Source organism: Rhodobacter maritimus (genome assembly GCF_058747975.1).
The window spans coordinates 1,999,755-2,021,959 of the sequence record NZ_CM179095.1; the positions used below are offsets into that span (position 1 = coordinate 1,999,755).

At 67.7% G+C, this 22,205-nt stretch carries 39 protein-coding genes and 1 pseudogene; 25 read left to right on the forward strand and 15 right to left on the reverse strand.

What is annotated here, in order from left to right; all coding sequences use genetic code 11:
• Positions 1 to 6: 6 nt before the first annotated feature.
• The 14 genes and pseudogenes from AC4PTO_RS10210 to AC4PTO_RS10275 form a co-directional block, all read right to left on the reverse strand.
• Positions 7 to 243, reverse strand: a complete 237-nt coding sequence (locus tag AC4PTO_RS10210) for a hypothetical protein (protein ID WP_492728154.1) — start codon at positions 241 to 243, stop codon at positions 7 to 9.
• Positions 243 to 536 carry a hypothetical protein gene (locus AC4PTO_RS10215; RefSeq protein WP_492728156.1) on the reverse strand — a complete coding sequence of 98 codons (294 nt, stop codon included), beginning with the start codon at positions 534 to 536 and terminating at the stop codon, positions 243 to 245. The genes AC4PTO_RS10210 and AC4PTO_RS10215 overlap by 1 nt, the downstream gene beginning before the upstream one ends.
• Entirely contained in the window at positions 533 to 1,810 is a 1,278-nt protein-coding gene (locus AC4PTO_RS10220) for a site-specific integrase (protein ID WP_492728157.1), read from the reverse strand. Before AC4PTO_RS10220 ends, AC4PTO_RS10215 begins: the two co-directional genes overlap by 4 nt.
• Positions 1,811 to 1,815: 5 nt before the next feature.
• A complete protein-coding gene (locus tag AC4PTO_RS10225; protein WP_492728158.1) occupies positions 1,816 to 2,052 on the reverse strand; it encodes a hypothetical protein in 237 nt (78 codons plus the stop codon).
• On the reverse strand, positions 2,049 to 2,324 hold the full coding sequence (locus tag AC4PTO_RS10230) for a hypothetical protein (RefSeq protein WP_492728159.1): 276 nt from the start codon (positions 2,322 to 2,324) through the stop codon (positions 2,049 to 2,051). The genes AC4PTO_RS10225 and AC4PTO_RS10230 overlap by 4 nt, the downstream gene beginning before the upstream one ends.
• A complete protein-coding gene (locus AC4PTO_RS10235) occupies positions 2,321 to 2,536 on the reverse strand; it encodes a hypothetical protein (protein ID WP_492728160.1) in 216 nt (71 codons plus the stop codon). The genes AC4PTO_RS10230 and AC4PTO_RS10235 overlap by 4 nt, the downstream gene beginning before the upstream one ends.
• Positions 2,533 to 2,715, reverse strand: a complete 183-nt coding sequence (locus tag AC4PTO_RS10240) for a hypothetical protein (protein WP_492728162.1) — start codon at positions 2,713 to 2,715, stop codon at positions 2,533 to 2,535. Before AC4PTO_RS10240 ends, AC4PTO_RS10235 begins: the two co-directional genes overlap by 4 nt.
• Positions 2,716 to 2,819: 104 nt before the next feature.
• A complete protein-coding gene (locus AC4PTO_RS10245; protein WP_492728164.1) occupies positions 2,820 to 3,071 on the reverse strand; it encodes a hypothetical protein in 252 nt (83 codons plus the stop codon).
• Positions 3,062 to 3,622: a hypothetical protein gene (locus tag AC4PTO_RS10250; protein ID WP_492728166.1), complete on the reverse strand. Its 561-nt coding sequence runs from the start codon at positions 3,620 to 3,622 to the stop codon at positions 3,062 to 3,064. The genes AC4PTO_RS10245 and AC4PTO_RS10250 overlap by 10 nt, the downstream gene beginning before the upstream one ends.
• On the reverse strand, positions 3,622 to 3,873 hold the full coding sequence (locus AC4PTO_RS10255; RefSeq protein WP_492728168.1) for a hypothetical protein: 252 nt from the start codon (positions 3,871 to 3,873) through the stop codon (positions 3,622 to 3,624). Before AC4PTO_RS10255 ends, AC4PTO_RS10250 begins: the two co-directional genes overlap by 1 nt.
• A 108-nt stretch (positions 3,874 to 3,981) precedes the next feature.
• Complete coding sequence (locus AC4PTO_RS10260; RefSeq protein ID WP_492728170.1) at positions 3,982 to 4,632, reverse strand: hypothetical protein; 651 nt, start codon at positions 4,630 to 4,632, stop codon at positions 3,982 to 3,984.
• Complete coding sequence (locus AC4PTO_RS10265) at positions 4,632 to 4,814, reverse strand: hypothetical protein (protein ID WP_492728172.1); 183 nt, start codon at positions 4,812 to 4,814, stop codon at positions 4,632 to 4,634. Before AC4PTO_RS10265 ends, AC4PTO_RS10260 begins: the two co-directional genes overlap by 1 nt.
• 17 nt (positions 4,815 to 4,831) lie before the next feature.
• Positions 4,832 to 5,323, reverse strand: a complete 492-nt coding sequence (locus AC4PTO_RS10270) for a hypothetical protein (RefSeq protein ID WP_492733691.1) — start codon at positions 5,321 to 5,323, stop codon at positions 4,832 to 4,834.
• A 3-nt stretch (positions 5,324 to 5,326) separates the two neighbouring features.
• Positions 5,327 to 5,443 (reverse strand): annotated as a pseudogene (locus tag AC4PTO_RS10275) (hypothetical protein); the annotation flags it as partial.
• 95 nt (positions 5,444 to 5,538) lie between these two features.
• On the opposite strand from AC4PTO_RS10275, the gene AC4PTO_RS10280 reads away from it, so the two are divergent.
• On the forward strand, positions 5,539 to 5,835 hold the full coding sequence (locus AC4PTO_RS10280) for a hypothetical protein (RefSeq protein ID WP_492728174.1): 297 nt from the start codon (positions 5,539 to 5,541) through the stop codon (positions 5,833 to 5,835).
• A 5-nt stretch (positions 5,836 to 5,840) separates the two neighbouring features.
• On the opposite strand, the gene AC4PTO_RS10285 is transcribed toward AC4PTO_RS10280, so the two are convergent.
• Positions 5,841 to 6,521, reverse strand: coding sequence for a DUF4145 domain-containing protein (locus AC4PTO_RS10285; protein WP_492728176.1), 681 nt, complete (start codon positions 6,519 to 6,521; stop codon positions 5,841 to 5,843).
• Here AC4PTO_RS10285 and AC4PTO_RS10290 point away from each other — a divergent pair.
• From AC4PTO_RS10290 to AC4PTO_RS10405, 24 genes are all read left to right on the forward strand, one after another.
• The gene (locus tag AC4PTO_RS10290; RefSeq protein ID WP_492728177.1) at positions 6,511 to 6,702 is read left to right on the forward strand and encodes a hypothetical protein; all 192 of its coding nucleotides are present in this window, start codon (positions 6,511 to 6,513) and stop codon (positions 6,700 to 6,702) included. The two genes, AC4PTO_RS10285 and AC4PTO_RS10290, sit on opposite strands and share 11 nt — an antisense overlap.
• Before the next feature lie 240 nt (positions 6,703 to 6,942).
• Entirely contained in the window at positions 6,943 to 7,239 is a 297-nt protein-coding gene (locus AC4PTO_RS10295; RefSeq protein ID WP_492728179.1) for a hypothetical protein, read from the forward strand.
• Positions 7,232 to 7,561 (forward strand): hypothetical protein, encoded by a 330-nt coding sequence (locus AC4PTO_RS10300; protein ID WP_492728181.1) that lies wholly within the window; start codon positions 7,232 to 7,234, stop codon positions 7,559 to 7,561. The genes AC4PTO_RS10295 and AC4PTO_RS10300 overlap by 8 nt, the downstream gene beginning before the upstream one ends.
• On the forward strand, positions 7,554 to 8,663 hold the full coding sequence (locus AC4PTO_RS10305) for a hypothetical protein (protein WP_492728182.1): 1,110 nt from the start codon (positions 7,554 to 7,556) through the stop codon (positions 8,661 to 8,663). The genes AC4PTO_RS10300 and AC4PTO_RS10305 overlap by 8 nt, the downstream gene beginning before the upstream one ends.
• 4 nt (positions 8,664 to 8,667) lie before the next feature.
• On the forward strand, positions 8,668 to 9,861 hold the full coding sequence (locus AC4PTO_RS10310; RefSeq protein ID WP_492728184.1) for a DUF7146 domain-containing protein: 1,194 nt from the start codon (positions 8,668 to 8,670) through the stop codon (positions 9,859 to 9,861).
• A gap of 58 nt (positions 9,862 to 9,919) precedes the next feature.
• A complete protein-coding gene (locus AC4PTO_RS10315) occupies positions 9,920 to 10,225 on the forward strand; it encodes a DUF6525 family protein (RefSeq protein WP_492728186.1) in 306 nt (101 codons plus the stop codon).
• Between the two features lie 4 nt (positions 10,226 to 10,229).
• On the forward strand, positions 10,230 to 12,296 hold the full coding sequence (locus AC4PTO_RS10320; RefSeq protein ID WP_492728188.1) for a hypothetical protein: 2,067 nt from the start codon (positions 10,230 to 10,232) through the stop codon (positions 12,294 to 12,296).
• Between the two features lie 441 nt (positions 12,297 to 12,737).
• Positions 12,738 to 13,382, forward strand: a complete 645-nt coding sequence (locus tag AC4PTO_RS10325; protein WP_492728189.1) for a hypothetical protein — start codon at positions 12,738 to 12,740, stop codon at positions 13,380 to 13,382.
• Positions 13,379 to 13,603, forward strand: coding sequence for a hypothetical protein (locus AC4PTO_RS10330; protein WP_492728191.1), 225 nt, complete (start codon positions 13,379 to 13,381; stop codon positions 13,601 to 13,603). Before AC4PTO_RS10325 ends, AC4PTO_RS10330 begins: the two co-directional genes overlap by 4 nt.
• Positions 13,600 to 15,414 carry a hypothetical protein gene (locus AC4PTO_RS10335; RefSeq protein ID WP_492728193.1) on the forward strand — a complete coding sequence of 605 codons (1,815 nt, stop codon included), beginning with the start codon at positions 13,600 to 13,602 and terminating at the stop codon, positions 15,412 to 15,414. The genes AC4PTO_RS10330 and AC4PTO_RS10335 overlap by 4 nt, the downstream gene beginning before the upstream one ends.
• 1 nt (position 15,415) lies before the next feature.
• The gene (locus tag AC4PTO_RS10340; RefSeq protein WP_492728195.1) at positions 15,416 to 15,658 is read left to right on the forward strand and encodes an Acb2/Tad1 domain-containing protein; all 243 of its coding nucleotides are present in this window, start codon (positions 15,416 to 15,418) and stop codon (positions 15,656 to 15,658) included.
• Between the two features lie 3 nt (positions 15,659 to 15,661).
• On the forward strand, positions 15,662 to 15,931 hold the full coding sequence (locus tag AC4PTO_RS10345) for a hypothetical protein (protein WP_492728196.1): 270 nt from the start codon (positions 15,662 to 15,664) through the stop codon (positions 15,929 to 15,931).
• Positions 15,931 to 16,206 (forward strand): hypothetical protein, encoded by a 276-nt coding sequence (locus AC4PTO_RS10350; protein ID WP_492728198.1) that lies wholly within the window; start codon positions 15,931 to 15,933, stop codon positions 16,204 to 16,206. The genes AC4PTO_RS10345 and AC4PTO_RS10350 overlap by 1 nt, the downstream gene beginning before the upstream one ends.
• Positions 16,203 to 16,355 (forward strand): hypothetical protein, encoded by a 153-nt coding sequence (locus AC4PTO_RS10355; RefSeq protein ID WP_492728200.1) that lies wholly within the window; start codon positions 16,203 to 16,205, stop codon positions 16,353 to 16,355. Before AC4PTO_RS10350 ends, AC4PTO_RS10355 begins: the two co-directional genes overlap by 4 nt.
• Positions 16,352 to 16,600: a DUF2312 domain-containing protein gene (locus AC4PTO_RS10360; RefSeq protein WP_492728202.1), complete on the forward strand. Its 249-nt coding sequence runs from the start codon at positions 16,352 to 16,354 to the stop codon at positions 16,598 to 16,600. The genes AC4PTO_RS10355 and AC4PTO_RS10360 overlap by 4 nt, the downstream gene beginning before the upstream one ends.
• A 2-nt stretch (positions 16,601 to 16,602) precedes the next feature.
• Positions 16,603 to 16,920 carry a hypothetical protein gene (locus tag AC4PTO_RS10365; protein ID WP_492728204.1) on the forward strand — a complete coding sequence of 106 codons (318 nt, stop codon included), beginning with the start codon at positions 16,603 to 16,605 and terminating at the stop codon, positions 16,918 to 16,920.
• Positions 16,917 to 17,441, forward strand: coding sequence for a hypothetical protein (locus AC4PTO_RS10370; RefSeq protein ID WP_492728206.1), 525 nt, complete (start codon positions 16,917 to 16,919; stop codon positions 17,439 to 17,441). The genes AC4PTO_RS10365 and AC4PTO_RS10370 overlap by 4 nt, the downstream gene beginning before the upstream one ends.
• Positions 17,442 to 17,444: 3 nt before the next feature.
• Positions 17,445 to 17,633, forward strand: coding sequence for a hypothetical protein (locus tag AC4PTO_RS10375; RefSeq protein ID WP_492728208.1), 189 nt, complete (start codon positions 17,445 to 17,447; stop codon positions 17,631 to 17,633).
• A complete protein-coding gene (locus AC4PTO_RS10380; protein WP_492728209.1) occupies positions 17,630 to 19,306 on the forward strand; it encodes a portal protein in 1,677 nt (558 codons plus the stop codon). The genes AC4PTO_RS10375 and AC4PTO_RS10380 overlap by 4 nt, the downstream gene beginning before the upstream one ends.
• Positions 19,303 to 19,608: a hypothetical protein gene (locus AC4PTO_RS10385; RefSeq protein ID WP_492728211.1), complete on the forward strand. Its 306-nt coding sequence runs from the start codon at positions 19,303 to 19,305 to the stop codon at positions 19,606 to 19,608. The genes AC4PTO_RS10380 and AC4PTO_RS10385 overlap by 4 nt, the downstream gene beginning before the upstream one ends.
• 1 nt (position 19,609) lies before the next feature.
• Positions 19,610 to 20,599, forward strand: coding sequence for a hypothetical protein (locus tag AC4PTO_RS10390; RefSeq protein ID WP_492728213.1), 990 nt, complete (start codon positions 19,610 to 19,612; stop codon positions 20,597 to 20,599).
• Between the two features lie 3 nt (positions 20,600 to 20,602).
• Complete coding sequence (locus tag AC4PTO_RS10395; protein ID WP_492728215.1) at positions 20,603 to 20,809, forward strand: hypothetical protein; 207 nt, start codon at positions 20,603 to 20,605, stop codon at positions 20,807 to 20,809.
• 9 nt (positions 20,810 to 20,818) lie between these two features.
• A complete protein-coding gene (locus AC4PTO_RS10400; protein WP_492728217.1) occupies positions 20,819 to 21,046 on the forward strand; it encodes a winged helix-turn-helix domain-containing protein in 228 nt (75 codons plus the stop codon).
• A 204-nt stretch (positions 21,047 to 21,250) separates the two neighbouring features.
• Positions 21,251 to 22,183 carry a phage capsid protein gene (locus AC4PTO_RS10405; RefSeq protein WP_492728219.1) on the forward strand — a complete coding sequence of 311 codons (933 nt, stop codon included), beginning with the start codon at positions 21,251 to 21,253 and terminating at the stop codon, positions 22,181 to 22,183.
• The last annotated feature ends 22 nt before the right edge of the window (positions 22,184 to 22,205 follow it).

Sequence of the window (22,205 nt, forward strand, 5' to 3'; positions counted from 1 at the left end):
CGCCCCCTAGACCATCATCTGCGCCGCGACCTGGCGGCACTCGGCGCAGAGGCGGTGGTGGCGGCCCTGGCTGGGGAATTGGTGACCGCAGCACATGCAGGGGCGCGTGCTGCGCGCCTGGCGCTTCTCGAATGCCTTCGCGGCGACACAGGCTTTCGTGTAGCTTTGCTTCGGCAGGCCGATCCGCGCGCCGTTGTGCACCACCCACCAGACCTCGCCGCTGCCCCGGATCTCCACGGCCATCAGTGCACCTGGTCCTGCGTCTCGCACGCGCAGCTGTCGCCGCCATCTGCCTCGACCTTTGCGCCGAAGGCCGAGGCCACGCTTTCCAACGTGCGCATCAGGCAATACGGGCACATGCACCCGGTCTTCAGGTTCCAGCCCTCGGGCACACCATCGCCGCCATCGGTCAGCGCGCAGATGGTGATGGATTTGATGCGCACCCCCAGCAGCCCGGCGGTGCGCTCCAGGTTCTCGCTCAGATCGCGGGCGATCTTGTGGATTTCGGGGTTGTCGAACGGTTGCTTCCTGCTCATGCCTTTTTCCTTTTCGGCTGGTCTTCAGAGGGGTGTGCCGGCCGGCTGATCGACATGACGGCGCGGCTGGCGGTTTCAAAGCTGGGGGCCATGTAGATATCGGCCAGCAGCTGGTCGGTTGCGGCCGAGTTGCCCAGAACATCGGCCGTGTCGTCGCGCGACGTTCCGGCGGCGCGGGACAGCGCCCCGAATGACCGCCGCAGGTCGCGGAACTGGAGGGTGGCGAGGCTGTCGGCCAGGTCATCGGCGCCGGCCTTCGCGGCCGCCTCGATCGCGGCGTCGCGCGTGGCGCGGAACCGGTTTTGCCAGCGATCCTCGGCGCCCCGGCCGATGAACGGGGTGCCGTGCGCCTCGTCGATCAGCAGGGGTTCTGCCTTCATGGCCTCGGGCGTGACAGGCTGGCCGGGGTTGGCGGCGCGGATCCGCTGCTGCGCGGCCGCGATTGCGGCCTCCAGCACCGGCACGACATCAGGGTGCACGATCATCGCGCCCTCATTGCCCCGCTTGTTGCGGGTGAGCGCCCATGCCCACATGCGCCGGGGCCTGTTCCAACCCGTCAGCTGCACGTCGCGCCGCTGGAAATCTCCAGCCATGGCGCGCCGGATGTCTTCCTGCCGCTGGCCCTGGTAGAGGCTGATCACGATGGCCGTGACCACCGAGTGATAGCCCAGCCCCGTCGCTGCGGCGATCAGCGCATCCAGTTCCGTCCAGGTGACGACCCGGCGGCGGCCCTTGGGCACGGTCATGCCGAGCTTGGCGCAGGGGTTCGAGTTTTCGGGGCGCCAGCCGATCAGCTCGGCGTAGGACATCAGGATCGACATGTGGCGCAGGCGCGCGATGGCGGTGGCGGTGCTGCGTTCGTCCAGCAGCGCCTCATACCAGGCATTCATCGCGGGTTTCGTGAATTCGATCACCGGCCAGGTGCCCCATTTGCGTTCGATCAGCGCGAATTGCTTGCGGTAACTGGCCTGCGTCTTCTCGGCCCGGTCGCGGAACTTGCGCGAGCGGGTGTATTTGTCGATCAGCGCGGCGATCGAGCGGCCGGACGGCGCCGGTGCCGCGCGCCCGCCGCTGCGCTGCGCAGCCTCCAGTTCCTGGTTCAGCTTCTCGGCCGCGCGCACCGACCATGTGAGGCGGCGCGCATCGAGTTCGACGGCAGCAAAGCCAAGCGCGCGCGCGGCGGCCGAGGGTTCCCACCAGATCCGCACGGATCCATCGGCGCGGGCGCGCTGACGGACATACCGGGGGGGCGATTTGAGGGGCAGCTTGGTCATTTGGTTCAGTCCGGTTTCGTGTCGGCCTCGGGGCGGCAGTCAGTCACCTCTTCGACCGACAGGTTTCTAAAGCGACCGTCGAAAAATTCTTCTTCGGGCCGGATCCAAACCGCCCCGTCCCACAGACTGCGGTAGCAGATTACCGGGGTCAGATCGGCTTCCAGTAAGCCCTTCCCGACGATGCAATAGAGGCCTCCGCTTTTGACGTGCTGCCAAATCTCGCTTTGTTTGCCGGACGTCATGCGCGGCGTGCCTCGGCCAGCAGGGCCACCTTTCCGGCGCTGATCAGCGCGGGATCGATGGGGGTTTCGGTGTTACGCGGCGTGCCCTGACCTTTCAGCCAGTGCTCCACCTGGTCGCGGCGGTATTTCAGCGGCCGGCGCCAGTGCGGCAGGGGCAGCGGAAACCCGTGATCGTCTTCGAGCTGGATGCGGCGGCGCAGGAATGCGTCGGGCCCGGGCAGGCCCAGCAGGATCGCCACCTGCGCGGTGTCGATGAACGTGGGCTGGGTCATGCCGCGGCCCTCAGTTCACGGGCCGCGCGGGCCGCCCCGCGGGGCAGATCGGGGCAGGATACCCGCAGGGCCGCGTCCAGCTGGCGGGCGATGTGCCGCGTGGCGGGGTTGTCGCGGGCGGCATCGGCGATGGCCTGCACCTGATCAATCAGGGTCAGATGACCCATGACCGTGCGGGCAAGCTGCGCGCTGCTGGGGGGTGCGACGATCATTTGCGCCCCCCGTTTCTGGCGTCCAGCATGTAGCCGTAGCGGTCCATCGAGGGCGTGAACCCGTCGAGGCGGCGCAGATGCGCCTCGATCCGCTTTTGCCGGCCGATCTGGCGCAGGTAGAGCGCGACGATGGCGATGCAGATCACCACGAGCGCGCCGATGATGGAAAGCGTGGACAAGATCTGTCCCTCCCCTGATGGGCCGGCCTGTTGCCTGTGGCCGGCCGGTGAGTGGCGGGGCGCGGACGCGAGCAGCGGGTCCGCGGGGCAACCCCCGGGCAGGATCAGCCCGGCCGGGCCAGCGAGGGCGCGCGGCCGGGGGAAAGCGTGTCTTCGGTGCGATCGGCCACGATGCGGGCCATGCGGCCGCAGGCCTGGAGCAGCTGGCCGCGCAGGGCCGCGGGTTCGGTTCCCGCGATCTGGCGGCCTGAGCGTTCGATCCGCGCAGCCTCGGCCCGCATGGCGGCGCAGGCAGCGCGCCAGCCGGCACGTTCGGCCGCGGTCAGCAGTTCGGGCGGGATCGGGATCATGGGCATGCCACACCCTCCGCCCGGATATTGCCCCCCGCGACGATCAGGGACATCGGCAGGCCCACGGCGCGCGACCGCGCCCCCTGAAACGTCATGTTCGTGGGGCGCGCGCCCTCGATGCGGCGCAGCGCGGCCGTCAGCCCCTGCCCCGCCCATTGCGTGCCCTCGAAGATCAGCGCGAGGCTGGGAAGCGAGGCGGCCGATCCGACATAGAAGGTCTGCCCGTAGACGCGCAGGCCCACCGGGGCGAGCCGCGCATTGACGCGGGCATAACCGTCATGGACATGGGCCAGCGAATGGGCGCGCAGCACCCAGTCCTCGATCAGCATCGGGGCGCCGGTATCATCGGCCAGGTATTCCTGCCCGAGCAGGATGCCAAGCGCCTCTTTGCCGGAGCCGTCATCCATCCCGTGATCGCAAAGCTCGGGCGTGCCGATGATCCGGGCGCCGGGCGGCATGCTGGCGCGCACGGCGCGCAGGGCGTTCTGTTCGTCGCGCGCCGCCACACGCCATGCGCGGCGGCGGGTCTGTTCGGTCTGGACGGAATAGAGCCGCATCAGCGTGCCCCCGGCATCAGGATCACGTTGCCGGCGTCGGCCAGGTCACGGATCACGCCCATGCGGCGACGCCATTGCAGGCATTCTTCCATGATCGGCGCGGCGGTGAGCAGGAAAAGGGTGCCATCCTCGTCGCTGATCAGCCCGTCCTGGGCGGCGCGGGCGGCGGCGATCGCCTTTTCCAGCAGCTTGTCAGAGATCGGCCCGGCCGATGCGGGCGGCACGGCGGGCGCGGCAGTTTGATGGGCCATTGGGGGTAACTCCTGTGCAGAACCTGTGCACAAGAGTTAGGGGTGGCAACCTGCAACTGTCAACTTAAAATTTCAGTTATTCTTATTTTTTAAGCCGGAAGGCGTGGATCAATCCGGCATCGTGCCAAACCCCAAGGCAACAACCTCCGGCGCCTGGCCCATGAACATGGCTCCAACGGCATGCTGTTCGCCATGCGTCACAGCTATGCAGAAGGCGCGGTATATTTTCCCCCGAGCGTTACCGTTTCGCGCGAAGAGCCCCATGACCTCAGCCGCATCGAGAACTTCCAATAGCTGTGCCTCGACGCGAAGGCGGGCTTGAATAACGCGGCCACTGTTCTTTCCGCGCACCGAGCGGCGGTGACCGTGGCGGGACATCAAGAGCGCAAAGTCGCGATCTTCATATTCGAGGATGGGATCGTCAAATCCAAGATCCGCCATCATCTCTGGCTGCCGCATCGCCTGAAGAGCGGTGTCGATAAATTTCTGCGGCTGGGCATCAAGAAACATCATGCTGTGCAGGCCATTCCGGTCGAAGGCGGCGGCGCAAAACCGGGCCACCAGGTAATCGCCGACATGCCGACGCTCGTCATCGGTCATCGCAACATCGCGGGACACCAGCGTTATGGTGAAAAGCTTGTCGATGAGATCGCCAGACGGATAGACCACCTCGCCGGTGATGCGGTTCTTGACGTAGGTTTTCTGGCTCCAGAACTTGGTCCCGACCTCAAAATCGTCTGTTTTGAAATACAATGCCATCACGTCACCCAGTGCAGGATGGCCCAGTAGATCGGCCAGATGGATGCAAGAAATGCGTTGACCGGAAGGGCGATGAGCCAATTCCAGGCGCTGTAGACGTAGCCATCAAAGAAGGTGAGATAGATGAAAGTCGCCATCCCGCAGAGCGTGTAGGCGGCACCAAACGCACTTGATAAATTCATGCGAAAACAGTCCTTTGCTAAACTCTCCAGCTGGCGACGACCCTGCCCCGCACCACCACATTGACGCCATCGACCACATGCACGCGCCGATCATCCGGATCGGGCGAGGCCGCCACCAGGACGGGCGGTTCGAACCGGCGCAGCACGGTGACCGCGCGTCCTTTGGCATTGTCGTAGATCTGCGCCACCACCACGTCACCGGCGCGGGCGCGTTCGGCGGCCAGCGTGTCGACCAGCATGTAATCACCCGGCATGTAGCCCATCAGCGACAGGGCGGGTGTGCGGATCTGCCAGATATCCACGCCGTTGCGCGCGCCAAGCGCCTGCGCGATCGTAGGCACGGTGCGATCCTCGGCGCCCTTGGCGACCCAGGCGGCCACATCGCTGTCAGAAAAGCCCGGCGTCAGTTGGCGCGCCACGGGTTCATCGGTCACCCCCGCCTTTTCCAGGACGGTGGCGAGCGGCACGCCCAGGACCTCGGCAAAAGCCTTGGCCCAATCGAGGCTCATGCGCTGCTTGCCCGTGTAGATATGAGATACGTTGGACCGAGATCGGCCCATTCGCCGAGCAATGTCCTCGGCAGTTACGCCTGCGATTTTCTGCTGTCGCTTGAACCACTTATCATCCATGCGTGACAAGTAGTAACTCGCCGCCTTACTTTAATGTCGGTTTTTCTGAAAATTTCAGTTGCGGCGCATTCACTTCTCGCGCTAGATCTAGCGCCATGAGTGACAACCTGACACCAGTGGAAGTATGTGAGCGCCTGATCGGGCCCCTGCCCGAGCTGGAGCGGATTGTGGGCTACCGGCCCAAGGCCGCCTATGGCTGGCGCCGCGAGAGCCATTGGCGCGATGCCGGTGACATTCCGTCGCCGCGTCTGATGCGCCGCCTTCTGGCGCATTCGGCGGCGGGCAATCTGGGCCTGACCGCGGATCACCTGATCTGGGGCGCGTCGGAAGACGAGATCGCGGCGGTCCTGACCGCGCGCGCGGCCCCGGCCGGGCTGGAGGCGGCCGAATGAGCGCGCTAGGTCTCTTCGCGCGCAGCGCGCCGGGCCAGTGCGGCGTTCACCCGCTCGGGCAGCTCGAACATGTAGAGCAGGAACAGCCGTGTGAAATCCCGGCCCGCCGCGACATCCTCGGCGCTGGGATCTTCGTCTTCGTGCGCGGCGTCATTGCCGAGAAACCGAACCTCGTGCAGCAGGTCGATCAGGCCGGCCGGCAGGGTGCCGTTCATCACCTCGATGCGCCGGTAGAGGGTGCCCTGCCCCGCGGGATCGAGATGCCGCAGCGTCCGCTCGATCGTGGCGCGGTAGGCCATCGCAGCGGCAAGACCGAGACTACCGCTGGTGAACGCATCCTCTGCCTGCATGTAGGCCGAGCGCACCTGCGCGGGCAGGCTTTTGATCGCCTCGGGCGTCGGCCGGCGCGGAAACATACGGTGAATGACATATTCGCGCCGGAAGCGATTCATGTCGGCAGCGTGGATGTCCTCCGGGGAAGCCGCCTTCGCCGTGAGCGACCTGACCTGCAGTGCGACGCCTTGATGGCAGGCATTGCACGTCACGAAGACATTGCAGTTCAGGTTATTGATCCGCGTGATGGCCGCGACATCGGCCGCGATGTTCCTGGACCCGCAACCGGCATGGGGGCAATCAATGACAAGCTGTTTCGGCATGGACACATCCAATCTAGAGGTGCGTTTCATCAACGATATGCGCGATCGCGCGGCGTCTCCAGTCGAATTCTCGCGGCTGCTGCTGGACCGCTACGAGCGCCTGCCGGCCGAGCGCAGGCATCTGTTCGTGGTCGCGCTGATCATGGATGTGGCTGCGCAGGATGCGGTGCGGGATGCCCGTCTGCGCCAGATCTATCACCAGAAACCCTGAGGTCCGCACCCGATCCCACCCTGCAAGCTGGGGCGGTGTGCCTGCCGGGCGTGGGGCGCCCGGCGCTGGCGTGGCGGGACGTTTTGTCCCATTTGCCGTCCTGCCACGCCCTTTTCCAATCCAATTCCGCGCGCGCGAAACAGGCAGCAGACCGCGCGCGGACAGGGCCGGTGTGCGGCGGGCCAGCAGAGCCTGCGCCGTCACCGGCCCGACCTGAATTCCGGCGGCGGGGGTGACGCGATGGTCCGCCCCCACCCCGATCAGCGTATCCTGATGGCTGCCATGGCCGTGGCGATGCGCGCCCAGGTCAACGACCTGGACCCGATGGATGTGGATGCGCTTGTGGTCCAGGCGGGTCAGCTGCTGATCGAGGGCGATCCGCTGTCCCGCGCCGTCACCGGCTTTGCCACGCAATACATGGTGGTGCGCCGCGATCCCGAGGCCCTGGCCGAGGTGGGCCGCGCGCTGTTGCACGCGGTCGAGATCTGCGCGGTGCCGGTGCCGCCCGACCAGGACAGGGCCGATATCCATGGCTGATCGCGGCGCGCCCCCTTCCCGGCTGTCCTCGGCCGATCATGTGCTGATCCACGCGGTCGGATGGCTGGTCTGCAACCTGATGGCCGACGATCCGGACAATGCCGTGATGCTGGAGGCCGCGCGCGAGGCCCTGCCCTCTGTGACGCGCGCCCACCCGGTTGTCGCGCGGTTCGCGGCCGCGGCCGAGGACATCCTGTCCGCCGCACCGGGGCGTGAACGCAGCGCCGCCCGCAGCCGGGCGCGCGGGGCGGTCTTGTATTTCCACATGCGCCGCGCGGGTGACGCGCTGGAGGTTTTCAGAAGGGGGAACGTGGATGCCTGACACGAACCAGAAATTTGCCGATCAATGGCTGAGCGTCCAAGATGCGCTGGACCTGATGCACTGCCTGGGCGAGGCGCTGAGCCCAAATCGGCATTGTGTGCCGGCGGCATTCCAGGCCGTTCTGGGCTGGATGGCGGATAAGCAGATGCTGTGCCTGCCGGAGGTTCAGGCCTTTTGGGATCATGCGGCGTCTGCCGCCAAGATGCGTGTCGCCGTCCGCGATCACTATGCCGCCAAGGCGGAGGCAGAAGCAAATCACCCCGAAACCCAACAGGGCAAGGGCGATCCGGAGCCCCGCGCGCCGGAAGAAACTCACCCGGAACCCGAGCCGATGATAGGGCCGGCAGAGGATCCGGGTGCCGTGCCGGGTGCAAACGGCGCGGAGGTGCCGGTGGCCGCCGACAGTCCGGCCACCGGCACCGATCGAACCGCCCCGGTTGCCGGATCGCGCTGGAGCGAGGCCGAGATCGCCACGGCGCGGCGCATGCTGGGCGATGGGTTTTCAGGATCGGCCATCGCGGCCGAGCTGGGGCGCCCCCTGCCCGCGACCTATCAGAAGATCAAGAAGCTGCGCGCCAGCAAACCCATACCAGTGGGCCCGCGGGCCGCGCCTGTCCAGAAACCGGCCGAGCCGGCGGCACAGGGCGGCCAAGGCCCCATCAGCGCGGGCGTGACCCCCGCGCCAGAGACGGCCCCGGCCGCGCCCATGAACGGGCAGCGGGTTTCGCCCGCGCCGGCTGTCTCCCCTGCCGTGGACGCGGGCGCGGCAGGGCCTGGAACGCAACCGCCGGTGCAGGCCAGCCTGCAACAGCGCGTCAGCCCCCCCCCTGTCGCCCCGCATCCCGCCCGGCCCCTGTGGTGGCGCGAGATCGAGGCCACGCTGAATGCCCTGGGATACAAGGGCGGGTGGAGCGCGTCGGACGATCTGGCCCTGGCCGAGGGGCTGGCCAAGGGGGTGCCGCTGCCCATTTTGGCCGATCAGATTGGCCAGGAGCCCGCCGCCTGCAAGGCGCGGTTCATTGCGCTGACGCCGGACGGCGTGACGATCGAGGGGCAATCGCATCTGTTGCAGGTGCTGCGCCACCGCGCGGGGGCCATGTGATCCGATGACCGACCCCGCCCGCCAGACCGTGAGCATCGAGGAGATCAAGGACCGCCTGTTGGCGCGCCTCGATCTGCTGGTGCATCAGCTGGCGCCGCCCGCGAAGGGCAGCTACACCAAGGGCGGGCTTTACTACACGCTCAACCCCGGCCGGGCCGATAACAGCGTGGGATCGTTCGTCGTGCACATGTCCGGGCCAAAGGCGGGGCAGTGGATCGATTATGCCGTGCCGGGGCGCGAAGGGCGCGGTGATATCATCGACCTGTTCGGCCTGGCCTGGGGGATCGCCACGCCCGCCGGGCGGATCAAGGCCGCGCGCGAATGGCTGGGGCTGGACACCGAGGATCCCGCCACCCGCCGCGCCCGGGAGGCCGAGGCCGAGCGCCTGAAGCGCGAACGCGCGCGGCAGGCCCGCGATGCCCGCGCCCGCGCCGAGCATCAGCGGCGCATCGCCGAGGCGGTCTGGCTGTCGGCCGATGCGCAGATCCTGGGCACGCCGGTCGATGCCTATCTGGCGGGCCGCGGGATCGACCTGCGCGCCCTGCCCCATTTGCCCCGCGCGATCCGGTTCCACCCCGCCTGCCGCTATTATTTCGACGAGGAGCTGGTGGACCCGGAAACCGGCGAGGTGCGCCGCAACCGGGGCTGGCGGCCGTTGCCCGCGATGGTCACCGCGATCGCACGGGGCCCCAAGATCATCGATTGTCACCGCACCTATCTGGAGCCAGCGCCCGGCGGCGGCTGGCGCAAGCTGGCCGCCGAGGACGCGAAAAAGGTGTTTGCCGACTATACCGGCGGATCGGCGCGGCTGTGCGGCCAGCTGGGGCCGCGAGGCGGGATGCTGAAGCTGGCCCGCGCGCCGCAGGGATCGCGCGCCTTTGTGGCCGAGGGGATCGAGAACGCCCTGTCGCTGATCGCGCTGCGCGCCCTGGCCGGGCATCCGCCTGCATTCGTGGTGGCGGCCTGCATGGGGTTCAACCTGGCCCATGTCGAGCTGCCCGACGCGGTGACCGAGGTGGTGCTGGCCGCCGACAATGACAGCCATGAACACGGCCGGGCCACGCTGGATCGCGCGGTCAAGGCGCATCGGGAGCGCGGCCGGTTGGTGCGCGTCTGGCGCAGCGATGTGCCGGGCGAGGATCTGAACGATGCGCTGCGGCGCGCCCAGGCGGCCGATGCCGCGCGGCGCGCGGGCTGAAGCAAGGGTAGCCCCGGCATCAGACCGGGGCGCGACGGAAAGAGGGGCAAAGGGGCAAATGGGCAACGGATACGGATCATATCGATGCACGCGCGCGGCCGATCTGGCCGCGTTCGATCGGCTGCCGCCGCAGATGCGCGAGGTGCTGCGCCATACGGTGGCCGATTGGGGCGCCCCCCCCATCCTGATGGAGTTGCGCGGGCTGTTCGAGGTCACGGGCAGCCGGCGGCGCGCGATGCGGATCGTCATCGACGGCATCCGCCGCAGCGAGGCGGCGGACACCTATCGCTATTACGGGCCGCACCACCCCGAGGCCGACGCAGGCGGCAAGAAGCTGCGCCGCGCGCGCAATGCCGCGTGGTGACGCCATGACCGACAGCCCCCAGAGCAATGACGACTGGCTGAGCAACGCGGCCCCGCCGCCCCGGTCGCTCGATCCCGCGATGCAGGCCGCCCCGGCCCGCCCGATGCCCGAGCGCGCCAGGGCCAAGGACAAGCCCCCGGTGCAGCCGCTGCGACCCCTGGACGCCCTGGCGGCCGAGATCGAGGGCGCCCCGATCGCGGGCGCGCCGGATGACGATCTGCCGCCCGAACCGGATCCGGGGCCGGATCCCGGCCCCGACCCCGCATCCGATCAGGCCCCGCCGGATCGGCGCCCCGGCCGCCCCACGGGCGAGATCTGGGAGGGATGCCCGGTCAAGGCGCTCGGCGTCAACGGCGGCACGAGCTATTTCCTGGACGTGCTGGGCCAGCTGCGCGCGGTGGGCAAGCTGGAGCGGATGACGATCATGCACCTGTTCGGCCATCGCTATCCGGCGCTGTGCTGGAATTTTCCGCAAATGAACATGAAGGCCGATCCGCCGACCCGGAAACCCGGCAAGTTCGACGGTGACAGCGCCGCCGCCGCGATGACGCAGGCTGCGGCCGAGAAGGGCCTGTTCGATCCGGAGGGCGCGGTGCGCGGCGTGGGTGCCTGGACCGATGATGACGGGCGCCTGGTCTATCACCTGGGCGACCGGCTGATCGTGGCGGGCGAAGAGCGTGCGCCAGATACCCATCACGGCCGGATCTATCCCTCCTATCCGCCGATCCCGCACCCTGTCGCGGCCGGTGAGACGCTGATCGACCCGGTCCCGGCGCTAGCCGAAGTGCTGCAAACGTGGCAATGGGCCCGGCCGGATGTGGACTGGTTCATCTGCCTGGGACAGATCGGCGTGCAGATGATGGGCGGCGCGCTGGACTGGCGCCCCGCCTATTGGTTCACGGGCGGCCCGGGCAGCGGCAAATCCGCGCTGCAACGGCTGATGCTGCATCTGCATGGCGGCGAAAAGGGCCTGATCCAGTCAACCGACCCCACGGCGCGGGGCATCGCATCCCTTTTGGGCCAATCGACCCTGCCCGTGGCACTGGACGAGCTGGAGCCCGGCGACCAGGGATCGAGCAAGGAGCGCGACATCATCGTGACCGCCCGCGTGGCCGCCAGCGGCGGGCGTTGGGTGCGCGGATCCTCGGACCAGAAGGGCAGCACGGGGCAGCTGCGCAGCACGTTCCTGTTCAGCTCGATCCTGATCCCCGGCATCCTCAAGTCGCAGGATTTGCAGCGGATCATCATGCTGAGCCTGCGGCCGTTCCCCGAAGGGGCGAAGGCCCCGGACCTGCGGGCCGATCGGTGGCGCCGCGCCGGGGCCGCGCTGAAGCGGCTGATCATCGACCGCTGGCCTACATGGGCCGAGCGGCTGGAGCTGTGGCGCGTGTCGTTCGCCGAGGCCGGTATCGCCGGGCGCGATGCGGATAACTGGGCCACCACGCTGGCGATGGCGGACATGATGCATTCGGCCGCGATGCCCTCGGCCGAGGTGCGCGACGGATGGGTGGCCAAGATCGCCGCCGAGATCCGCAGCGCCACGCGCGAGGCCGGCACCGATGCCGACGAGGTGTTGATGCACCTGCTGAGCCAGCCCTACATCCTGGAGGGCGGGCGCGAGCAATACACGATCGCGCAGTGGCTCCAGGTGGCGGCGCGCCTGCCCTCGGCGCCCGACAGCCTGCTGCCCGGCTTCGCCCTTGACGATCAGGACCAGGAGCGGCGCGCGACGCTGGCCAATGCCAAGCTGTCCAAGCTGCTGATCAAGGTGATCCGGGACCGCGACGAAGTGCCGCGCCTGTTCGTGGGCAACAACAAGGCCCACGGCATCATGTCGCTGTTCCGCGATACGCAATGGGCCGGCGGCGCCTGGAAACAGTCGCTGGAGCGCGTGCCGGGTGCGCTGTCAGGACGCGACCGCCCGTCCCGAACCCTCGCTGGCATCGCCACGCGCGGCGTGGAGATCCCGTTCACCTCGATCCCCGGCCTGGCGTCCTTCCCGCAGGATCGGGACCGCCAAGAGCCCGCCGCCGCGCCCCCGATGCCCGCCGACTTCGAGGATTTCCACTGATGGCCCTGATGCGCGACCATGCCAATTTCGCCGCCGGTATCGCCCGGCCCTTGCACCCGCACCCGGTTTATCCGATAGTGATCGCGCGGGGATTTCCCGGATTTCGGGTCCGGGCCACGACACCACGACACATGTGTCGTGAAGCGTGTCGTGAAGATTTCCTAGCAATTTCAACACATTATGGTGCGTCACGACACCACGACACATTTTTCGCGCTCTCTCGCGTGTGTGCGCGTGCATGTGCGCGCGTGCGTGCGCGCACGCGTAGCGCATGCCCATATATGTGTCGTGGTGTCGTGAACGACCTTAAGATATTGATATATAAAGCGAAACTTCACGACACGCGCCACGACACCGAAAAAAGATGTGTCGTGACGCCCCTTAACCCTCTGTTTTCGCTGATCAATCTTCACGACACGCCCGAAAAGGGGGGATTTTGACATGCCCGGACCGCAATCCACGTTCGAGGAGCTGGCCCGCGATGCCGCGCAGCGGGTCGAGGCCGCGCGCGAGGCGGGCGAGCAGCTGACGTTCCTGCCTGACGAGCCGCGCCCGGGCGACAGCGCGCGGGCGGCGCGCGGCAAGGGCAAGGCCACGTCGCAGCTGCGCGAGTGGCTGGCGCAGCGCGGGTTCCGGATGCCGGAAGAGGCGCTGGTCGAGATCGCGGGCCTTGCCTCCAGTCAGGATGCGTTCCTGACCGCCCTGGCGCGGACCGAGCAGTTGCTGGCATGGGCGCAGGACGGCGCGCACGGGTATCAGGGTGCGCCCAGGGCGCCGAGCCTCGGGCAGCGGCTGGCCACGTTCCAGTTCGTCTTCACGGCGCAGCTGCGCGCGCTGGAGGCGGCGATGGCCTACGGCCTGGCCAAGCCGCAGGGCGACGGTGCGCCGGTGCAGCTGACGCAGGTGGTCGTCCAGGGCGCGCCCTCGGCCCCGGATCGGGGCGCGGAACCCGCCCGCGTGATGCGCGACGTGACGCCCGGCACGCGCCGGATCGGCCCGCCGCCGATGCCGCATGAAATCCAGCAAAAACAATCGGTTAGCGTTGCGCCTTCCGAGGGATCGGATGGCGAGGAACGGACGGAATGACTAAGCATTTGAAATCGCATGTGAAAAAACAGGTCGGCCAGTTGATTGAAAATCAACCGAAGGTGCCGCCCCGCGGCCTCGATCGCGCCGCCCTGGCGCGCATCGCCCGGCCCTCGATCGCGGCGGCCGCGACCCCCCGGGGGGTGGGTCCGCGCGAAGTCTGTCTCCCCCCGGCAGTGAGGCCACTTGCCTTTTTGAAGGCCCTCGGGGGTGCGGCATGAGCGCGAACCTTGACGCCGGCCAATGGGGTGCGGGGGGTGGGCTTTCCACCGCCCCGAACGAACCCGAGCCGGGTGCGGGGGGCGCGCGCGTCGATGATCTGATTGAGATGGACGCGAAACAGGCAATCGAGATGCTAGGTGCGGATCGCGGCGAAGGCAAGCTTGATCTGGATGCGCCGAGCGGCTTTCCCGGTCCGATGGCAGAGGCGGCCTATTGGTCCGATGCCACCGTGGTCGGGCTGCAAGGCCCGGTGGGCAGCGGAAAGACCACCACCCTGCTGAAATCCCGCATGCGCCGCGCCATGTCGATGCCGCGCTCTGTGATCGACGGCAAGCGCCGTTACAAGCTTCTGGTCGTTCGGGCGACCTATCGGCAGCTCTGGTCCACCACGATCCCGGATTTCCTGAAGGAATATCCGAAGGACTTCGGCGACTGGTCAGGCGGCAAGGGCGGGCCGGTGACCTTCACCATGCTGTTCGACGATGGCAGCCAGGTGCCGCCGCCGCCGGGACATCAGGGCGACTGGTCCGACGAGATCGAGTTCATCGTGGAATTCATGGCCTTCGGCGATGACATCCAGGGCAGCCTGCGCGGCTACCAGGCAACCGACATCTGGCTGCACGAGATGGATACCAACCCGATCGATGTGATCGTGAACGCGATCACCCGGATCGGCCGTCACCCAGGCCAGCCCCATTTCGCGGGCTATCCGGCATCCCTGCGGGTCTATCGCCAGTTGGTGGGCGATTTCAACGCGCCGGAGCCGGGAAACTGGTCGATCGACCTGTTCCACGACGAAGCCAAGCGCACCGATGCGCTGGACCTGCTGAACAAGCAGCTGCCGGACGGCGCCCCGCCCATCAGCATCGAGTTCTACCGCCAGCCCGGCTATGGCGAGCCGGGGTGCGAGAATCTGCGCAACCTGCCCCCCGGATATTACGAGGGCCAGATCGCCACCATGACCCTGCTGGGCCGGTCCGACCAGATCGACCGGCTGGTGCGGAACAAGATCGTGCACGAGCTGGCGGGCGTTCCCGTCTTCCGCCGCGAATTCAACCGCCGGATCCATGTGGCAGAGGGGCCGGTCGCCCCCTGGCCGGGGGTGCCGCTGCGGCTGGGGCTGGACCAGGGCTTCAAGGGCGCGGCCGTCATCGGCCAGGTGATGACCGAGGGCACCGGCCCGTGGCGCCGCATCTGGTGGCAGATCCTGGGCGAGCTGCATTTCCCGAACGACCGCCTGATGGCGCGGGTCTTTGGCGACCGGCTGCGCGAATTGCTGGAAACCCGCTGGCCGGGGGCGCGCATCGAGGCCGCCTGGGGCGACATGGCGGGCGAACAGGGTGCCAGCCAGGCGGCCGAGGAAAACGCCACCTGGAACCGGCTGGTGGGCCGGGCGGCCGGGTTCCGGGTGAGGCCCCAGAAGATTGGCACCAACCGCATCCAGCCGCGCCTGGAGGCCGTGCGCGCCGCGCTGGAGGCCCCGGTTGCGGCCGGCCGCGTGGGCCTGCTGATCGATCCGTCCTGCACCTTCCTGATCGCGGGTTTCGAGGCCCGCTATGTCTGGACCGAAGAGGTCAATGCCAGCGGCGACAAGCGCAAGGTGCCCGACAAGCGGCTGACCGAGGCCAACGTGATGGACGCGCTGCAATACATGCTGCTGTCCGAGGGTCGCGGCGACGGCACCGCGGCCATGAGTTTCCCCGAGAAAACCGGCCAGATCGGCCATAACGGCGGCCCGCCCCTTTCGGGGGAAGAGTTGGGCGGGCTGCGCACCGGGTATGACGTGCTCAACCCCTATGGAGGACTGTGAGATGATGACCAAAGGCGAATACCGCGTCGGGATCAATTTCAACCCGAGCGGCGACGATACGGTGGGGCAGATCAAGCGCAAGGCCGCCGATCTGATCGACCTGATCGACGGGATCCCCAGTTCCCGCGACACAGTGCGCGGAAACGAGGTCGGCCGCCTGAAGGCGCTTGCCCAGACCGACATCGAGGCTGCGGCGATGTGGGCGGTGAAGGCCGCCACCAAGCCCGAACCGGTGGAGGGCTGAGCGATGGCGAAGAAAACCACCCGCAAGCCCGCCGCCGTCGATCCCGACCGCCTGCGCCGCGTCGTGGCCAGCATCGAGGATCTGCACCGCACACATTTCACGGACCTGGTGCACCGGCTGGAGACCGAGGAAGGCATGAAGCTGGACAGCCGCCGCGACCCCGCCAGCTGCAAGATGCACGGGATCACCGCGACCAGCACCGCCGGCGTGCGCGGGGCCGTCACCAACTGGGCCGCGGCCGCGCGTCGCGCCCTGCTGTCCGGGGGCGCGTGATGGGGTTCTATCGCAAGAAGCCCACGGAGATCGAGGCCGAGCAGTTCGATGGCTCGCCCGCCTCGGTCGAGCGGATCATGACCATGGCGCTGGATTGTCGCGGCAACGCCGCCGTTCACGCCCAGGCCGGGATCCTGACCGTGGTGGGCGGGAACGGCCACACCAGCATCGTGACGCCGGGCTGGTGGGTTTTGCGCAACGGCCTCGATGCGCTGAGCGTGATGGCGCCCGACCTCTTCGAGGCCTGCTGGGAACCGATCGGGGGTGCCGCATGAGCGGCACCCTGCCCCCTTCGATCCATTCTGGCCATTATGGCGATTTGTCCGATCTGGCCTTTCACGCCGTGATCGCCAGCCTGCCCACGCGCGCCCGGCTTTTGCTGGGCGTCAGCCCCCTTCCCATCATCAGAGGATTTTACCAATGAGCATCCCTGCCTACAGCGTCGCGGCCGACGAGCTGCGCCAGTTCATCGAGCAATTCGAGACCTACGAGGCCGACAAGAAGGTGGCGACGGACGCGCAGGCCGATGTGATGGCCGAGGCCAAGGCGCGCGGCTATGACACCAAGGCGATGCGCAAGATCATCGCCATGCGCAAGCGCGACAAGAACGACCTGGCCGAGGAAGAGGCCGTTCTGGATATCTACAAATCCGCGTTGGGGATGGAGTGATCATGTCCGGCGGGGTTCAAGCCATCGCCGCCGAGCGGGCGCGGCAGATCAAGTTGGAGGGGTGGGCATCCGTTCATGATGATGTCCATGTTCGCGGCGAGATCGCTGGCGCAGCTGCGTGCTACTTGTTGCATGGCCTCGATGTCGGGCGCGTCGACCTGAAAGACAGGGTTCGCGCGCTTGTCATAGAGCTTTGGCCGTGGGCGGCGGATTGGTGGAAACCAAAGGATCGCCGCCGCGATCTGGTTCGCGCCGGCGCCCTGATCGCGGCCGAGATCGACAGGCTGGACCGGCTGGAAGCACGGGGAGGCACCAAATGATCAGCGCGCGCCCCTATGACGATATGGCGGCCTTCGCGGTCCTGCGCGATCTGGATGCCTTCGACCAGCTCGAAGCCGAAGCCGTGCGGGGGGCGCGCGCCACCCATCTGGCGATTTTCGCCGAATGGCGCGGGATGGAGCCGCACCGCGTGGCCAGCTGGGTTGTTCAGACCGCCGCCGGCACACCCTTCGCGGTGGTCGCGCTTGCCAATACCGGGCAGGCCGGGGTTGCCGGTGCGGCAATGTTGGCACGCGATCATGCCCGCTATCGGCGCGAGCTGGTGCAGCTGGCGCGGGCGATCCGCACCCGCATGCCGTCCTTCGCGGCGCAGGCCGGGATCCACCGCATCGAAGCGCGCGCCTGGGCGGATCATCCGCGCGCGTCGCAGTTTCTGACCATGGTGGGCTTCCGCCATGAGGCCGACATGCCCGGTTTCGGGCGTGACGGGCACGAGATGTTCCGGCAATTCGCCTGGACAGAAGGCCGTTCCGGTGCGGCGCAACCCCAAGAGAGGACCTGAAACATGTGTGTTTTCAAGACGCCCAAAGCGCCCGGGCCGCAGAAGATCGGCGCAATCGACAATTCCGAGGCTGTGCGCACGGCCGACCTTGAGGCCCGCCTGCGGCGCCGGCGCGCCGGTGCCGGGGCCAACGTGCTGACCAGCCCCTCGGGGATCCCGTCGACCTCCACGCTTGGCGGGGTGGCGCAATGAACGCGATGACCGATATGCGCACCGGCGCGGCCGAGGGCGGGGCAAAGGACAACCCCGCCGCCCGGGCCGCGATCGACCGCTGGTCCGAGCTGAAGGGCGAGCGCACCACCCATGAGCAGGATTGGGAAGATATCGCAGGCCTGATCCGGCCGCAGCGCGGGGGGTTCGGCCTGACCGATCCTTCGGGGCGGCGCCACGAAAAGCCGCTTTCGTCGGAGCCGATCATGGCCGCGAGCAGCTTTGCCGCCGGGATCTATTCCGGGCTGACCAACCCCGCGAACCGCTGGTTCGGCCTGGCCACCCCGGACGAGGATCTGAACGCCTGGCAGCCGATGGCGGAATGGAACGACATCGCCACGGCGCGGGTGCTGGCCAGCTTCATGCCGTCGCTTTCCAGCTTCTACCCTGCCACCTTCCAGGCCTATTCCGACATCGCGGCCTTCGGGAACGCGGCCTGCTACGACGAATTCGTCGACCGCGAGCGCAAGTTCATGGATGTGAGCCTGTCGCTGGCCGAGCTTGCCTGGGATATCGACGCCTGGGGCCGTGTCTGGGAAGTGGTGCGCAAGTTCCACCTGAAGCCGCGCGCGGCCGTCGCGCTGTTCCGCGACACGGGATCCCTGCCCCCGAAAATCTGGGAGCTGGCCGAGAAGGGCGGCAACGACAAGCTGACCTTCTATCACCACGTCCAGCGCAACGAGGACTGGACCCCCGGCCGGATCGGCCCGAAAGGCAAGCCGTGGCGGTCGGTCTATGCCTGCGAAGAGGGGTGCTGGCTGATCCGCGAGGGCGGTTACGAGGAAATGCCCTATTACGTTCCCCGCTGGGATGTGGACAGCGGGCATGTGATCGGCACGGGGCCGGGCTTCGTCGCGCTCGCCTCGACCCGCGTGCATCACCAGATGCAGGCCGCCACGATCAAGGCGGCGCAATACGCCGCCGATCCCACCTTCGGGGCCCCCGCGCGCGAAGACTGGCCGTTGCAGGGGCATATCCGGCCGGGCCATGTGGTTTACGGCGCGGTCAACATGCAGGGCAACCAGATGCTGCGCCCGCTTCAGACCGGGGGCGGCATCGGCATCACCATGGAAGAAAAGCGCGAGATCCTGCAAGCGATCAAGGACGCCTTCCATTACAACCTGATGACCGTGCAGGGCCGCACCGGGATCACGCCCGAGGAGACCCTGATCATCGAGGAAGCCCGGATGCGGAACTGGGCGCCGCATTCCGACCGGATCATGGAGGAATATGCCGCCCGGAAGGTCGAGCGGCGCTTCCGCCAGCTGTGGCGCGCGGGTCAGATCCCGCCCCCGCCGAAAGAGGCCGAGAACCTGCCCCTGGGCGTGCGCTACCAGTCGGCCGCATCCATGGCGATGAAGGCGCGTGAGGGGCTGGCGATCGTGCAGTTCCTGAACAATCTGGGGCCGCTGGCGCAGACCAGCCCGCGTTACCTGGACCGGCTGGATCCTGATACCACCATCGAGGCCCTGCACGAGGCCAGCCCCAGCCTGCCCGCGCGCATGCTGCGGTCGCGCGACGAGGCCAACCAGCTGGAGGCAGAGCGCCAGCAACAACAGCAGGCCGCCATGGCAATGCAGGCCGCGGGCCCGATGGCCGGCGCGGTGAAGGATCTGGCGGGCGCGCAGGCCGCGCTGGAAGGCGGTGCGATGTGAGGATCTTCGACCGCATCGGGCTGTTGCGCGCGCTGATCCCCGCGAAATCGGGGGCGGCCGACCTGGCCGCCCGCTGGAGCCGCGCGCAGGCCCGCGATCCGGAGCTGGCGCGCGACCTGATCCGGCTGGGTGGTGTCCTGACCACCCAGCCATCCACCTATGACGGGGGCGTGCCCCTTCCCGAACCGATCGACCCCATGCGGCTGGCCTATGAGGCCGGGCGCCGCGACCTGGCGGTGCAGCTGCTGGGGGCGATGACGACCACACCTTTCGAGCTGAGTTCCATGATGGAGGAAAACTGAGATGAACCGATATTTCCTGATGGCCCTGCGTGACCTGCGCGCCTTTGCCCCCACCGATGGCGCGGGCGCAGGTGGCGACACCGGCGCCGGCGGCGGTGATGCGGGCACGCCCCCGCCCGGCGCTGGCAATGCGGGCGCAGGGGCGGCTGCGGCCGCCTGGCACGAGGATGCACGCTTTGACGAGGGCATGCGCGGATACCTGTCGGCCAAGGGCGTCACGGCCTCGGCCGATCCGCTGGACGCACTGACGAAGCTGGTGGGCATCGGGCAGGCCGCTGACAAGCGGTTCGGCAAGCCGCTGGACAGCGTGATCGACAAGCCGGCCGAGGGGCAATCCGTGGCCGAGTGGCGGCGCGCGAATGCAGCGGCTTTCGGCCTTCCGGACAACCCGGATGGATACGAGATCGCGCGCCCCGAGGGGCTGAGCGATACCATTGCCTGGTCCGATGGGCTGGAAGGCAAGTTCCGCCAGCTGGCCCACGATCGCGGCTGGGGACAGGAAGACGTGGCGGCCGCGACCGAGATGTATGCGACCTATGTCCAGGACATCAGCGATGGCCTCGACCGCGATATCGCCCAGGCCGAAGAGCAGCTGAGCACGGAACTGCAAAGCCTGTGGGGGGCTGACTACAAGGTCAAGACCACCCGCGCACGTCAGGCGGCCAGTGCCCTGGCCGAGGCCGCGGGGCTGGACCAGGACGGGATCCGGTCAGTTTCCGCACTGCTGAATTCCGGCGACGGTGGCAATACCGCCGCGCTGCGCATGTTCGAGGCCCTGTCGCGCGCGATGGGCGATGACGTGGCGGCGGGGCTTGGGAAGGGTGCCGCGCAGCTTGGCATGGCCCCGGCCGAGGCGCAGGCGGCCTTCAAGACCTTCACCGCGCCGGATGGGGAATGGGCCAAGGCCAGTGCGGCCGGCGACAGCGCCACGATCGACCGCCTGCGCCCCGAGTTCAACCGGCTGGCCAAGCTGGCGGCCGGGAAAGGGTAAGCCATGCGATCCGACACGTTGGGCCGGATCGCCGCCGCCCGTGCCGCCATGCGCCGGCGCGGGCACGCGGCATTGCAACTGATGATCGGCCCCGAGACATGGGCCGATCTTCTGCGCGAAACCGAAGAGGCAGAGAGTGCCGAGGTCTTCGGCCTCCAGGTCGTGGAGTGCCACGATCTGGAGGGCTTTGTCGTGGTTCCGGTGGAGTAGGATGGGGTGATGCGCCGCTATCGAAACCCCGGCGAAGCCATCGGCGATCTGAACCGCGCCCGCGTGCGGGCGTGGTATCGCGCGCATCCGGGCTGCACGCAGAAGGAATGCGCCGAGGCGCTTGGCCTGTCGGTCATGGCTGTGAACCGCCATGTGAAGGCGATGCGCGAAGACTGGAAATCGGCCGCGGCACCCGCCCTTCCGGGGCGGTTTCCGTGGCCCGCCCGAGATACGTAAAGATTATTTATCTAAACAAGCCACAAAATCTGTGCATCTTCTGGACGCAGAAAGAAGGGCAACCCCTGCCGCATGTCGGCGCGGGTCCGGATGACCGCAGGAAAGCACTGCCGCGTAGGCCGCGTGATCGGCCAGGGCGGGTCCGGATGACCGGGCAACCCCTCCGAAAACTCCAAACCATCGTAGTTTTCACAGGAGGGCTCCATGCCTCTCGAAATGAACGTTGAGCAGCATCACCGGCTGCAATATTCCAACTCGGTCGAAATGGTGACCCAGCAGCTGCGCAACCCGCTGGTGGGTGCCGTCACGCAGGTGATGTGCAAAGGCGAAGCGCAGTCCGTCACCGATTTCCTTGACGCCGGCGAATATGCCTATGCCGAGGATCGCAGCCGCCGCAACCCGGAGATCCCGGTGACCGGCAGCCGCCGTTGGCTCGTGCGCCCCGAAAAGATCGAAAGTGGCCAATATATCGACGAAGAAGACAAGTTCGATACCGCCACCGATCCGACCTCGAGCTATGTGCGGGTGCACACCGCCCGCGTCACGCGCGGCGAGGCCGACCGCATGCTGGGGATCCGCAAGACGAATTCCGGCTATGCCGTGACCGATGGCGGCATCCTCGGCCGCGCCCGCGAAGGCAAGACGCCGGGCACCGGCACGGTCCTGCCCACCGGCCAATATGTGCCGCACGGGTCCACCGGCCTGACGCTGGACAAGCTGCGCGAAGCGGTGAAGGCGCTGAAGCTGGCGGATTTCGGCATCGATGGCGCGATGGATCCGCTTTATTGCGCGATCACGCCCAACCAGGAAGACGATCTTCTGGGCATCGCCGCGGCCAGCGGCGCGAACCTGAACACCTTCAACATCGAGCAGCTGCGGTCGGGCAAGCCCACGCCCCTGATGGGCGTGAACTGGATCCTGACCAACCGGCTGCCGCTGAAGGCCGGGGGTGGCGACCCGCGTCTCTGCCCCATCTGGTCGAAGCGCAACATCTTCGCGGGCTACTGGCAGGCGATCAAGGGCGACATGTGGAACGACACCTCGGCCAAGGGCCTGCCCTATGTCTATGTCTCGGCCCGGCTTGACTGCGTGCGCGGCGAAGACAAGGGCGTCGTCGTCCTGGAATGCGCCGAGTGATCTGACAGCCGGCGCTTCGCCG